Genomic DNA, 14005 nt, shown 5'->3' on the forward strand with positions numbered 1-14005 from the left:
CGGACGGTGGTGGTGCGGGGTCGGTCAGCGGAGGCCGAAGCCCCGGTCGATCAGGGCGAACAGCTGCTCGTCGTCCAGGTCCTCGAGGTCTGGGTCGGGTGGCGGGCAACCAGCTTCGGCGGTCCGGCCTGCCGGGACGAGCCGGTGCGCCCACAGGCCGGACCGCCTGGCCGCGACCCGGTCCTCGTCGTGGTCGAGCGCGGCGGCCAGGGCGGTGATCGGGTCGACGTCCGCCGAGACGTCGAGCAGACCTCCCCACCGCTCGGGGTGCTCGGCGGCGACGGCCGCGCCCAGCGCCCACAGCCGCGCCTGCGCCGGGGTGGCCCGCTCGCCGTCGACGGGGGCCGCGCCCGAGGTCACGCACCACAGCGGGGCCGGGTTGCCCGCGAGGGCGTGGACCAGCTCGGTGGTCGCGGCGAGGCCGCGCGGGACGTCCGGCAGGTCGGGGTGCGGGCGCTCGTCCAGGCCCAGCAGGGAGAGCACGCCGGTGAGGGGGCCGAGGTCGAGCGCGGCGGCGAGGTCGTCGGCGGTGACCGTCGTGGGGTCCACGGCCAGCCGCGCGAAACCGGGCGCCTCGGGCAGCTCGCGCGCGACCCCGCCCTCGGGGGTGATCACCAGCCAGTGGCCGGACGGGCGCGCGGCGGCGAGGTCGCCGATCCGGCGCCAGGTCGACGGGTCCCCCACGGCGGGATCGGTTGCCCGCTCGGGGATCGCGGGCGGGTGGGGCCGCCGCTGGAACGGGTAGGTGGGCAGGTCCACGATCCGCGCGCGGCGGCCTGCGAGGGCGCGGGTCCAGTCGACGTCGATCCCGGCGGTGTGCGCCTGGGCCAGCGCGGTGAGCAGGTCGCCGTCCCGGAGCGGGGTTCCGACGGTGACGCGGTCGGGGCCGGTGACGAGCGCAGGGCGCGGGGCCAGCTCCAGGAACCGGCTGCGACCGGCGTCGAGCAGCGCCCGCACCGAGCCCGCGAAGTCCGCCGTGGACTCGAACTCGGGCGACACCACCCACCGGGCCGCGTCCGCGAGGGGGAGGGAGCCGGAGGCGAACGCCGCCGCGATCTCGCCGCGGGCGTCCCCGACCGCGGCGACGGGCTCGACGCCGTGCGCCCGCCACACCGCCGCCAGCGACGTGGTGACCGCGAACAGCGCGGCGTGCCGCACGTCGGGCCGCTCCGCCGCCACCTCACCGCGCAGCACGTCCAGCAGGCGGACCCCGACGAGCGGGTCGAGCGCCGCCGCGCGGGCTTCCACGTGCTCGGTGAACACGTCGTCCACGTCGAGCAGCCCGCGCGCCACCTCCGCCCACCACTCCCCCTCGCCGGGGAAGACGAGCACCGGCGCGTGCCCGGAACCCGTGCCCAGGAACAGGTTCTGCGCCGGGAGGTCGTCGGCGAGCGCGTCCAGCCCGGTCAGCAGCGCCTCCCGGTCGGCCCCGAGCACGACCGCGCGGTGCTCGAACGCGCCGCGCCCGCGCGCCAGGGTCCAGGCGACGTCGGCGGGGTCGTGGCCGCCCGCGCGCACGTGGGCCCGGAGCCGGTCGGCGCTCTCGCGCAGCGCGGCGGCGGTGGTCGCGGACAGCGCCCACGGCACGGTCCCGGCGCGCTCCCCGCCCGGCGCAGGCTCGTCGGGCGGCGGCTCGTCGGGGGGTGGTTCCTCCAGGACCAGGTGGGCGTTGGCGCCGCAGGCCTCGAAGGCGGACACCGCCGCGCGCCGCGCCCGCTCCCCCTGCGGCCAGGGCGTCGCGTCGGGCGGGACGACCCCGTGCCGCACTGCCCGCACCAGCTCGACCACCGCGCCGAGCCCGCCGGTGGCCCGCGCGGTGACGTCCACGTCCGCCGCCGTCAGGTCCGCGTCGGCGAGCGCGGCCAGGACGACCCGCTCCCGCGCGCCGGGGTCGGCCGTCCCGGTCGAGTTCACCGCGCACCCGCGCAGCACCGCCTGCGCCGGGTGGCCCTCGCGGGTGGCGTCGGAGAGGCGTTCCAGCAGCAGCACGACGACTTCGGCCGAGGACGAGGCGACGACCAGGGCCAGCGGGCACTCGCCCCGGCGCAGCGACTCGACGGCGAGGTGGAGCGGGGTCAGCGACGACGAGCAGGCCGTGTCGACGGTGAGCGCGGGACCGCCGAGCCCGAGCAGGTGCGCGAGGCGGCCGGACGTGCCGCGGGGCAGGTCGGCGCTCTCGGGCTCGGGGTCGCGGTCGGCGCTCCCGGCGAACACCCCGGTCCCGCTGCCGCGCGCGGTGACCGGGTTGACGCCCGCGTGCTCGAACACCTCCCACGCGCTCTCCAGCGCCGACCGCTGCCGGGGGTCGAGCGCGCGCGCCTGCCGCCGGGACAGGCCGAAGAAGTCCGCGTCGAGGTCCGCGCCACCGAGGGCGCCACCGGGGACCCGGCGGGCCAGGCCGATGACGGCGACCGGTTCGCGCCTGCGCTCCCGCACCAGGGCTTCCTTGGTGCGGTGGAGCTCGGCCACGACCCGCTTGAGGTAGTCGCGCAGCTGGTCGGTCATCGGCCCGCCCCGAGGAACGGGTGGGTGGCGCGCTCCTCGGCGGTGAACGGCGGCGCGGCCCCCGCTCCCCCCGGTGGGGTCCCGCGCAGCAGCGCGGACAGCACACCGGGGTGGGCGAGTCCGGCGGCGGAACCGGGCAGGTCCGCGCCGGGCGGGCGGGTCGCGGCCGTCAGCCGCCGGGACAGCGCGAGCCGCAGCCGGGTGAGGCCGCCGGGGTCCGCCGGGCCCGCGGCGAGGCGGTCCAGGGTGGTCGCGGTGGTCCACGCCGGGCGCGCGGCGCGGGTCAGCGCCCGTTGCGCGCCCGCGGTCAGGCCGTGCGCGCGCAGCTCGTCCCGCAGCGCGAGCGCGCTCCGGGCGGCGGTGGCCATGCCGTGCGCGTGCACCGGGTTGACCGCGCTCAGCGCGTCGCCCAGCACCAGGAACCCCTCCGGGGTCCGCTCGGGGCGCAGGCGGCGGTTGGCCGTGGCGCGGGACAGGTGGACGTCGCCGTCCGGTTCGGCCGCCGCCACCAGCTCGGCGACGAGCGGGCTGGGCAGCGCCCGCGCGAAGTCGGCGAACCCGGCCTCGTCGGACGGCGGTTCGACGCCCGCGGCGGCCACGAGGGTGATCAGCCAGCGGCCGTCCTCCACGGGCGTGAGCAGCGAGGCGCGGCCCCCGGAGCGGGGGTCGAGCGCGGTCGTCACGGCCGGGAACCCGGTGCGGGCCGAGGCGGGCGCGGTGAAGAGCAGCGACGCGCACACCACCCCCCGGTCCACGACCTCCGCGCCCGGCGCGGGAGCGCCGATCGCGGCGAGCCAGCCGGGGGTGCGGGCGTCCCGGCCGGTGGCGTCCACGACCAGGTCCGCGCGCAGGGCGCCCGCCCCGCCGCCGCGCCGGTCGCGCAGGCGCACCCCGGTGACCCGCCCGGCGCCGCCCAGCAGGCCGGTGGCCTCGGTCGCGTCGAGCAGCTCGACGTCCGGCTCCACGAAGACCCTGCGCCGCACCTGCCGGTCCACCAGGCCGCGGGTGCAGGTGAGCGCGAACCGCCTGCCGGGGAACCGGCGCTGCCAGCCTGCGGGGGTGAGCGCGAGCAGGTCGGTGGGCAGGGCGAGGCGGTGCGCGCCCGCGTGGACGAGCGCGTCGACCACACCCGGCAGCAGCGCCTCCAGCGCGTGGGCGCCGCTCGCGGGCAGGAGGTGCGCGTGCCGGTGCTGCGGCAGGCCGTCGCGGGCCAGCGGGTCGGCGGCGAGGTCGTCGCGCTCCACCACGGTGACCCGGTCCACGTGCTCGGCCAGGACCTTCGCGGCGAGCATCCCGGCGAGCCCGCCGCCCAGCACGACGGCGTGCGACGTCCGCTGCTTCACAGGCCCAGCTCCTTGTCGATGAACTCGAAGACCTCGGCGTCGCCGGCGTCGCGCAGCCGCAGCGCCACCGGGTCCTGCTCGGGGACGGCGACCGGGGTCAGCAGCGCGGACAGCTCGGCCAGCTCGGCGACGACCCGCGCCCTGGCCCGCTCGTCCGCGAGCACCTCGGGCAGCGCGGCCCGCACCCTCGCCAGGTCGGCCAGGGGTGACGCGGGGGCGCGGGCGGGGGTGGTGCGGGCGCGCAGGTGCTCGGCGAGGGCGCGGGGCGTGGGGTGGTCGTGGAGCAGGGTGGCGGGCAGGCGCAGCTCGGTGGTGCGCTCCAGGCGGTTGCGGATCTCCAGCGCGGCCGGGGAGTCCGCGCCCAGCTCGTGCAGGTCCAGGTCCTCGGGCACGCTCTCGCGGCCGAGGACGCGGGCGACGTGCTCGCGGACCTCGGCCAGCAGCAGCGCGCCGGGGTCGGCCTCGGCGAGGCGGCGGCGGAGGTCCTGGCGCGGGCTGGGCAGGGTCGGGGCGGCTGGTGGGGCGGCGGCGGGGGCGGATGCGGCGGGGGTTGAGGGGAGGACGGCTGGCGCGGTGAGGGCTGGCGCGGCAGCGGCTGGGGCAGCGGCGGTGATTGGGGCGGCGGCTGGGGCGGCGGGGGTCTGCGGGGTGAGGTCGCGCAGCAGGGGCGGGGCGGTGTGGTCGAGCGGGGCCAGGCGGGTGGGCAGCAGGACCGGGTCGGCCGCGGTGAGCGCGGCGTCGAGCAGGGCGGTCGCGTCCGACTCGGCCAGCGGGAGCAGGTTCCCGGTCGGGGCGTCCCACGGGCCCCAGGCCAGCGAGACCACCGGGTCGCCCGCGTCCGCGCGGCAGGCCGCGAAGGCGTCCAGGAACGCGCCCGCGACCGCCTGGTCCACCCGGCCGATGCCGCCGACCGTGCCGGAGGCGGACGAGCAGAGCACGAACGCCTCCAGGTCGAGGTGCCTGGTCAGCTCGTGCAGCAGCAGGGTTCCGGCGACGGCGGGGTCGGGGGTGGTGGGCTCGGCGCTGCGGGTGGTGGCGCTGCGGGTGGTGGCGCTGCGGGTGGTGGCGCTGCCGCCGGGGACCGCCGCCGCGTGGACGACGGCGGTGAGCGGCTGCTCGTCCGGGAGCTGCGCCAGCAGCGCGGCCACGGCGGGGCGGTCGGTGACGTCGCAGGCCACGACGGTCACGGCCGCGCCCTCGGCGGTCAGCTCGGCGACCAGCGCGGTGGTGTCGGGGTGGTTCGGGCCGGTGCGGCTGGCCAGGACCAGGTGCTCGGCGCCGGAGCGGGCCAGGTGGGCGGCGAGCGCGCGGCCGACCGCGCCGGTGCCGCCGGTGACCAGGACCGTGCCGCGCCACCGGGGTGCGGCGGCGGTGGCGGTGGCGGGGACTCGGGTGAGGCGGGCGGCGTGCGCCCGGCCGTCCCGCAGGAGCAGTTGGGGTTCGCCCGTGGCGACGGCGGCGGACACGGCGGTGAGGTCGGGGTCGTCCGCGTCGACCAGGACGAACCGGCCGGGGTGCTCGGACTGGGCGGCCCGCAGCAGCCCCCACAGGGCGGCGCCCGCGAGGTCGGCGGCTCCGGGACCGACCGCGCCGCTGGTCAGGACGACTAGGCGGGTGTCGGCGCGCTCGGGGTCGGCGACCCAGTCGCGGACCCGGCCCAGGGCCTGCGCCGTGAGGTCGCGGACGGCGTCCTCGGTGGTGGTCGCGGTGGTGCGCGGCGACCAGACCACCGGGTCGGTGACGGGAGCGGCGAGGGCGACGGGACGCCACTCCAGGCGGAGCAGGTCACCGGGCAGGCGGAGCAGGTCACCGGGCAGGCGGAGCAGGTCACCGGGCGGGCGGGGCGGTTCCCCGGTGGCGGGCGAGGGCTCGCTGGCGGGTGAGGGCTCGCTGGCGGGCGAGGACTCGCTGGCGGGCAGGGACTCGCCAGCGAGCGAGGGCTCGGCGGGCAGGGGCGCGGCGACGGGCAGGGTCTCAGCTGCGGGCAGGGCCTCAACGGGTGGCAGGGGCTGCTCGGTCTCGGTCCCACGGGTCGGGTGGTGGCGCTGGAACGGGTAGGTGGGCAGCTCCACGGGGCGCGGGTGCTGCCCGGCGAAGACCGCGTCCCAGTCGACGTGCGCGCCGTCGCCGTGCCGGTGGCCGAGCGCGGACATCAGCAGGTGCCGGTCGCCGTCGTCGGGGGGAGGTGCCGCGGGGTCCGGTTCCCCCGCGGTCGCGCGGGCGGCCGGGCCGGTGATCTCCGCGCGGCCCAGGGCGAGTTCTTCCAGCGCGGGCAGGAAGTCCTGCCGGTCGACGCCGGTCAGCACGACCCGGTGGTCGGCGCGGGTGCGGGTGAGCGCTCGGGCGACGTCGACCGGTTCCACCTCGGGGTGCGCGAGGAGGAACGCGTGCAGCCGCCCGGCCCGGTCGCGCAGCGCCTCGGGGGTGCGCGCGGACAGGACCCACGGCACCACGACGGGTTCACCGCGCTCGGGGTGCTCCACGACCGGGGCCGCTTCCAGGATCACGTGCGCGTTGCCGCCCGTCGCGAACGACGACACGCCCGCGCGCCTGGGCCCCTCGGACCACTCGACGGGTTCGGTGAGCGAGGACGCGCCGCCACCCGGTTCACCGGGCAGGTCGTCGCGCAGCGCCAGGACGACCTCGACGGCGTGCACGATCCCCGACGCGGTCGGCCGGTCCTCCCGCGCCCGGTCGGCCAGCACCCGGCGGACGACGTCCTGCCGGGCCCGGTCGTTGGAGCTGATCGCGCTGCCGCGCAGCAGGGCGAGCACCGGGCGTGCGTCGCGGAGCGCGTCGGGCAGGCGGGCCAGCAGCAGCGCGCCCACGCCCTCGACCCGGTCCGCGCCCGCCGCGAGCGCCAGGTCGCACTCGCCGCGCCGGAGCGACTGGGCGGCCAGGTGCAGCGCGACCAGGGACGAGGAGCCCTCGGTGTCGGCGGTGATCGCCGGGCCCACCAGGCCGAACCGGTGCGCGAGCTGCCCCGCCACGACGCCGCCCGGCGTCGGGCAGGCGCCCTGGGCGACGCCGAGGAACACGCCGATCCCCTGCCCCCGCACCGCCTCCGGGTCGAGCGCGGCGCGTTCGAACGCCTCCCACGCGGTCTCCAGGAGCAGCAGGTGCCGGGGGTCGGCGACCAGCGCCTCGGCGGGCGTGAGGCCGAAGAGGTCCGCGTCGAAGCCCTCGGGGGCGGCCACCTCGCCGGGCCTGCGGGTGGCCACCGCGACGACCGCGAGCGGGGCGCTCCCGTCGGGTTCCCCGCGCTCGGCGACGGGGTCCGCCGGTTCGGCGGGGGCCTCGGGGACCAGCTCGGTCAGGATCGCGCCCCTGGTGAGGCGCGCGCGCAGCGCCGCCCAGTCCACCTCGGCCGCGATCGTGACCGGCTCGCCTCGCGCGATCGCGCGGCCCAGCGCGGTGGTGACGGGCCCCGCGTCGTCCTCCCAGGTGATCGCGGTGGCGCTCAGGCCGAGCGACGCCCGGTGCCGGGCCAGCGCGTCCAGACCCGCGCCGACCGCCGCGCCCGCCGCCCGCCCCGGCGCGCCGACGGTCCCGTCGAGCGAGGAGACCAGGACGAACAGCGGCAGGTCGCCCACCAGCTCGTGCAGGGCCAGCGCCGCGCCGAACCCGGCGTCGACCGCCTCGGCGACCCGCGCCGGGTCGAGCGCGTCGACCGGCCCGTCACCGCTCACCGGGGCCGCGTGCACGACCCCGGTGAGCGGGGTGTGCTCGGGCGCCGACGCCAGCAGCGCGCGCAACGCCTCCCGGTCGGTGAGCTCGCAGTCTGCGGTGGTGACCCGCGCGCCCATCGCGGTCAGCTCGGTGACCAGCGCGGCGGCGTCCCCCCGGTACGGGTCGCCGACCAGCAGCAGGTGCTCGGCGCCGGAGCGGGCCAGCCAGCGCGCGACGTGCCCGCCGACGGGGTCGAACGCGCCGGTGACCAGGACCGCGCCCCGCTCGGGCCGGAAGTCCTGCGGCGCCAGGGGTTCCGCGGGCACGAGCCGGGGCACGAGCACGCGGCCGTCGCGGATCGCGCACCGGTCCTCGCCGGTCGCGCCGGTCAGCAGCCCGGCGAGCAGGTCGAACTCGCGGGTGCCCGCGACCGGCGGCAGGTCGACCAGGCCGCCCCAGCGCTCGCCGAGCTCCTGGGCGGCGACCTGGCCGAAGCCCCAGGTGGTGGCGCGGGCGGGGTCCTGCGGGCCCAGCGGCGCGGCGGTCCTGGTGCAGCACCACAGCGGCGCGGTGATCCCGGCCGCGCCGAGGCTCCGGAGCAGGGCGGGCGTCCAGGCGAGGTCGGCGGGCGGCACCGCGATCACACCCGCGAGGTCGCGCGGTGCGACGAGGTCGTGGGGCGCGTCCGGGTCGAACCGGACGACCTCGGCCCCGAGCGCGGTGAACCGGTCCCGCAGCGCCTCCGCCAGCACCGACTCCCCCGGCGCGGCGACGAGCCAGCGTCCGGACGGCCTCGCCGGGCCGGGTTCCCGCTCGCGCCAGTCGACCCGGTAGGTGGGCGCGCTGCGGGCCTGGCGGTCGGCGGGCCAGTGGCGGCGGCCCTGGAACGGGTAGGTGGGCAGGTCGGCGCGGCGCGGGTCGAGACCGGTGAACGCGCGCTCCCAGCGGACGTCCGCGCCGAGCGCGTGGGCCTCGCCGAGCGCGGCTAGCAGCCGCTCCCGGCCGTCGCCGTCGCGGCGGAGCGCGCCGACGACGTGCGCGGGCCTGCCGTGGTGGCTCGCGGTGAGCTGGAGCGGGTAGGACAGCACGGGGTGCGGGGCGACCTCGACGAACAGGTCGTGGCCCGCGTCCAGGAGCGCGCGGGTGGTGGCGTCGAAGCGGACGGGCAGGCGCAGCGAGTCGGCCCAGTGGTCGGGGCCGAGGGTCGTGGGGTCCAGCTCGCCGCCGGTGGACGGGGACCAGAGCGGGATGCGGCCGGGCAGCGGGCGGAGGCCGTGCAGCTCGGCGCGCAGCAGCTCGCGCAGCGGGTCGACGTGGGCGCTGTGCGGGGCGTGGTCGACGGGCAGCCACTTGGCCCGCCAGCCCCGGTCGGCGCAGCGGAGCAGGAACGCCTCCAGCGCGGCCGGGGCGCCGGACGCGGTGAGCGCGCCGGGGCCGTCGACGGAGGCGATCTCCAGCTCCCCCAGGGCTTCCGCGACGTCCTCGGGGTCGGCGGAGACCGCGACGACGCCGCCGGTGCCCGCCAGGTGCTCGTGCAGGAGGCGGCTGCGGACCGCGACCACGCGCGCGGCGTCGGCCAGGGACAGCGCGCCCGCGACGTGGGCGGCGGCGATCTCGCCGTGGCCGTGGCCGACGGCGGCGGCGGGTTCGACGCCGTGCGCCCGCCACACCTCGGCCAGCGCGACGGCGACCGCGAACTGGGCGGGTTGCGCGACGTCGGTCCGCTCCGGCGGCGGGGCGGCGGGGTCGCCGCGCAGCACGGCGGTGAGCGACCAGTCGACGTGCGGGGCGAGCGCGCGCTCGCAGTCGGCGATCCGGTCGCGGAAGACCGGGGAGTCGGCGAGCAGGTCGTCGACCGGGGTGAGGGGGCGCGCGGGGTGGCCGGGGAAGGTGAAGACGGGGCTGCGCGGGGTGGCGGGGGCGTCGGTGGCGCGGTCGGCGAGCGCGGACAGCTCGGCGCGGAACCGGTCCGGGGTGGCGGCGACGAGGACGGCGCGGTGCGGGAGGGTGGCGCGGCCGGTGGCGAGGGTGAAGCCGACGTCGACCGGGTCGACGTCCGGGGCCCGGTCGAGGAGGTCCAGCAGGTCGCGGGCCTGGGCGCGCAGCGCGGCGGGTTCGGCGGCCGACAGCGGCCACGGGACGACCGCGCCCGACCGGGACCTGGCGGGCAGCCACTCGGCGGCGGGCTGGGACAGGGCGGACTGGGACAGGACGGGCTGGGACAGGACGGACTTCAGCGCGTCGAGCAGGTCCGCGCCCGCAGGGTCGGCGGCGCCGCGCACCGGGTGGCCGTGGCGGCGGGCGGCGGAGAGGGGTTCGAGCAGGAGGACCACGACGTGCTCGGCGGGGGTGCGGTCCGCGGGCGGCGGCTCGGACAGCACGGTCGCGCCGCCGACGAGCGCCAGCTCGCACTCCCCGGAGCGCAGCGCGCGGATCGCCCGGTGCAGCGCGGGTTCGCCGGTGGCGGCGGTGGTCGTCGGACCCCGCAGGCCGAGGACCTCGCTGACGCGGGCGGCCTGGTCGGGGGTGTCGGTGAACACGCCGATCCGGCTGTCGCGCGACGGGGTCGGGGTGATCCCGGCGCGTTCCAGCGCCTCCCAGGCGGTTTCCAGGAGGAGGCGGTGGTCGGGGGGCGTCGCGAGCGCCTCGTCCGGGGTGAGGCCGAAGAAGTCCGCGTCGAACAGGGCGACGCGGTCCAGGTAGGCGCCGGGGACGCCGGTCCAGCCCCGGTCGGTGGGGGTGGTGATCGGGGGGTCGGCGCGGTCGATCGCCCGGCGGAGCTGCTCCGGGGTGCGGATCCCGCCGGGCAGGCGGCAGGCCGCCGCGATCACGGCGATCGGGTCGGCGGCGGGAAGTGCCCGCGCGGCAGGGGTTTCCGCGTTTTGCGGCGCGGGGAACAGGTCGCCGGTGCGGGTGGTGACGCGGGGCGCGGGGGCGTCCTCGGGGGCGGTGGGTTCCGGGGTGGGCTGGTGCTGGAAGGCGTAGGTGGGCAGGTCCACGAGCGGGCCCGCGCCGAACACCGGGGTCCAGTCGACGCGCGCGCCGAGGACGTGGGCCTCGGCGAGGCGGCGGACCAGACCTGCGGTGCCGCCGTGACCGCGCGGGAAGGCGGCGACGAGGTCCGCGCCGGTCCCGGTCAGGGCCTCGGTGACGGCTTCGGCCAGCACGGGGTGCGGGCTGATCTCGACGAACAGGTCGTGCCCGGTGGCCAGGAGCGCTCGGGTGGCCCGGTCGAGGCTCGTGGTGGGGTGGAACGGGATCGGCGCGGGCCTGGGGAGGGGCAGGTCGTCGGCCCGGTCGGCGCGCGCGGCGAGCTCGGCCGCCTCGGCGAGGGTGAGCGCGCCCGCGACGTGGGCAGCGGCGATCCGGCCACCGCCCTGCCCGACGACCGCGTCCGGTTCGACGCCGTGCGCGCGCCACAGCGCGGCGAGGCCGACCGCGACGGCGAACAGGGTGGGCACGGCGTCCCGGTGGTGCGGCGGCGCGTCCGGGTCGCCGAGGAGGACGGGGGTGAGCGACCAGCCGGTGTGCGGGCGCAGGGCCTCGTCGCACTCGGCGATCGCGGCGCGGAACACCTCGGAGTCGCGCAGCAGCTCCTCGGCCGCGCCGGTCCACCGGTCGTCCGGGTCGGGGAAGACGAGCGCGACGCGGCGCTCGCGGGCCCGGCCGGTGATCACGCGGTCCAGGGTGATGCCGTCCGCGAGCAGGTCGAGGCCGCGCACGAGGTCGTCGCCGCCGAGCACGACGGCCCGGTGCGGCAGCGCTTCCCGCGTCGTGGCGAGACTGCGACCGATGTCCACTGCGGACATGTCGTCGGTCGTGGAGGCGGCCAGGCGGCGGGCCTGGTCGCGCAGGGCCTCGGCGGTCGCGCCGGACAGCAGCCACGGCACCGGGTCCAGCTCGACCGGGGCGTGGTGGGCGGCGACGGGGGCGGGGGCGGGTTCCAGGACGACGTGGTCGTCCGCGCTCCCGGAGGGTGGCGCGGCGGGGCGTGGCGCGGCGGTGCGCAGGGCCAGCGCCAGCTCGATGACGTCGACCAGGTCCGGCTCGGCGAGCGGGTCCGGTTGGTCCACCGCAGGGCCGCGCACCAGAGCCAGCACGGGGTGGCCGTTGCGGCGGGCGTCCGCGAGGCGTTCCAGGAGCAGGGCGGCGACGCCTGGGGAGCCGCCGTCCCGCTCGGTCTCGCCCGCCGCCAGCGCGAGCGCGCAGTCGCCGTTCAGGAGCGTGCGGACGGCGAGGCGCAGGGCGGCGAGGGGGGTCGAGCTGGTGGGGTCGACGGTGGTCGACGGGCCGCCGTGCAGGCCGAACGTGGTGGTGACGAGGTCGGCGGTGGCGGGGAGCGCGGCGCGGGCGAACACGCCGATCCGCTGGCCGCCCTGGGACAGCGGGGGGAGTCCCGCGCGTTCGAGGGCCTCCCAGGTGGTTTCCAGGAGGTGGCGGTGGCGGGGGTCGAGCGACCCGGCCTCGTGCGGGGTGAGGCCGAAGGGGGCGGGGTCGAACGCCTCGGGGTCGAACGCCTCGGGGTCCGGCTCGGGCGTGGTCAGCGGGGCGCCGGGGTGGAGGCCGCCGGGGAACCTGCCCGCCACGGCGACCACGGCGACGGGGTCGTCCTCGGCGGTGCGCGGCGGGGGTGCGGTGGCGGCGATCAGGGCCGTCACCACGTCGGCCGGTGTGGGGTGGTCGAAGAGGAGCGTCGCGGGCAGGGGGACGCCGGTGGCGGCCGTGATCCGGTCGCGGAAGCGGATCGCCGCGCCGGAGTCCAGGCCCAGCTCCCAGAAGCTCGTGGTGTCGGCGGGGGGCGGTGATCCGGCGGGGAGCAGCGCGGTGAGGTGCGCCCGGACCAGGTCGCGCAGGTCGCGCTCGCCATCCCGGACCGGTGGGGGCGCGGGGGTTTCCGGTGCGTCGACCTGCGGAACCGGGCCGCTCGGGACGCCGGCCCGCAGCTCGTCTGCGCACAACTCGCCGGTCCGCAACTCGCCGGTCCGCCGCTCGTCGGTCTCCGGCCCGGCGCTCTCCCCGGTGGCGCCCCCGTCGGCGTCCGGTTCCGCGGCGTGCCTGCTCCTGGTGGGTTCCGGCAGGTGGACCGGGTGGTCCGAGGCGAAGACCGGGGTCCAGTCGACGTCCGCGCCCCGCACGTGCGCCTCCGCCAGCGCGGTGAGGAAGTCCTCCTCGCCGTCCCCGCCCCGGCGCAGCGTGGCGAGCGCCGCGACGTCCGGGACGCCCGCGTCGTGCGCGGTCTCCAGCACCGCCGGGCCGAGGACCGGGTGCGGGCCGACCTCCAGGAACACCCGGTGGCCGTCGTCCAGCAGGGCGCGGGTGGCGGCGGCGAAGCGGACCTCGCCGCGCAGGTTGGCGTACCAGTGGGCGGCGTCCAGGCCCCGGCCGTCGACCAGGGCCCCGGTGGACGACGCGTGCAGCGGGATCTCGGTCTCGCGCGGGCGGATCGGGGCCAGGTCGGTCAGCAGGCGCTCGCGCAGGGCGTCGACGTGCGCGGAGTGCGCGCCGAGGCCGACCGCGAGCCTGCGCGCGGGAACCCCGGACCCGCGGCAGTGCGCCAGGAAGTCCAGCGCGGCGGCCCGGTCGCCCGCGACGACGGTGGAGCGCGGGGAGTTCGTGGCGGCCAGGTCCAGCGCGCCCGCCCAGCGCGGCAGCAGGGCGCGGACCTCGTCGGCGGGCAGCGCGGCGGCGACCATCTCGCCGCGGCCGACCAGCTCGGTCTGGGCGCGGCTCCACAGCGCGAGCGCGCGCGCCGCCTCCGGCAGGGGCAGGGCGCCCGCGACGTGCGCGGCGGCGAACTCGCCCGCGGAGTGGCCGAGCACGGCGGACGGCTCGACGCCGCGCGAGCGCCACAGCGCGGCGAGGGCGACCATGACCGCGAACAGGGCCGGTTGCACCAGGTCCGGGGCCTCCAGCTCGGTCCGCTCGTCCAGGACGCTGGGCAGCGGGCGGCGCAGGAACGGCGCGAACGCCGCGCAGCAGTCCACGAGCGCGGCGCGGAACACCGGTTCGGCGTCGGCGAGCGCGGCCATGCCCGGCCACTGCGGGCCCTGGCCGGGGAAGACGAGCACCGGGCCGGGGCCGGTCGACGGGGCGGCGGTCACCACGCGCGCGGACGGCGTGCCGGAGGCCAGCTCGGTCAGCGCGGCCAGGAAGTCGGCGGGGTCCCGGCACAGCAGCACAGCGCGGTGCGCCTCGGCCGGGCGCGCGGCGAGGGAGCGGCCGACTCCGCCGGGCGTCCAGAACCGGTCGCCGACGAGGTGGGCCTGCAGGGCGACGGCGTTGGCGCGCAGGGTGAGCGGGGCGCTCCCGGACACCACCCACGGGACCAGCGCGGGTTCTGCTCGGTCAGCCACGTCGGTGCTCGCTCTCGGTGTCGGGACGCGGTCGGCGGGTCCACCACCGCGCCCACTCGGCGGCCCGTTCGCGACGATCACCCGGCCTCGGGGAAACCGCGTCGGCTTGCGGCGAATCGGGAGTCTCACAGAGGG

Annotated in this window: 3 protein-coding genes; all 3 read right to left on the reverse strand. The window is 79.1% G+C overall.

Going from position 1 to position 14005, the window contains the following annotated elements:
* Positions 1-24 precede the first annotated feature (24 nt).
* The 3 genes from CNX65_RS21815 to CNX65_RS21825 are packed head-to-tail and all read right to left on the reverse strand — an operon-like array spanning position 25 to position 13870.
* Positions 25-2505, reverse strand: coding sequence for a beta-ketoacyl synthase N-terminal-like domain-containing protein (locus CNX65_RS21815; RefSeq protein ID WP_096495432.1), 2481 nt, complete (start codon positions 2503-2505; stop codon positions 25-27).
* On the reverse strand, positions 2502-3848 hold the full coding sequence (locus CNX65_RS21820; RefSeq protein WP_096495433.1) for an NAD(P)/FAD-dependent oxidoreductase: 1347 nt from the start codon (positions 3846-3848) through the stop codon (positions 2502-2504). The genes CNX65_RS21815 and CNX65_RS21820 overlap by 4 nt, the downstream gene beginning before the upstream one ends.
* On the reverse strand, positions 3845-13870 hold the full coding sequence (locus CNX65_RS21825; protein ID WP_157767775.1) for an SDR family NAD(P)-dependent oxidoreductase: 10026 nt from the start codon (positions 13868-13870) through the stop codon (positions 3845-3847). The genes CNX65_RS21820 and CNX65_RS21825 overlap by 4 nt, the downstream gene beginning before the upstream one ends.
* Between the last annotated feature and the right edge of the window lie 135 nt (positions 13871-14005).

Origin of the sequence: Actinosynnema pretiosum, from assembly GCF_002354875.1 — a bacterium.
GTDB classification, from domain to species: domain Bacteria; phylum Actinomycetota; class Actinomycetes; order Mycobacteriales; family Pseudonocardiaceae; genus Actinosynnema; species Actinosynnema auranticum.

Coding starts and splice junctions, on each gene's coding strand:
- CNX65_RS21815 (WP_096495432.1), bottom strand. CDS start 2,505: ATGACCGACCAGCTGCGCGACTACCTCAAGCGGGTCGTGGCCGAGCTC.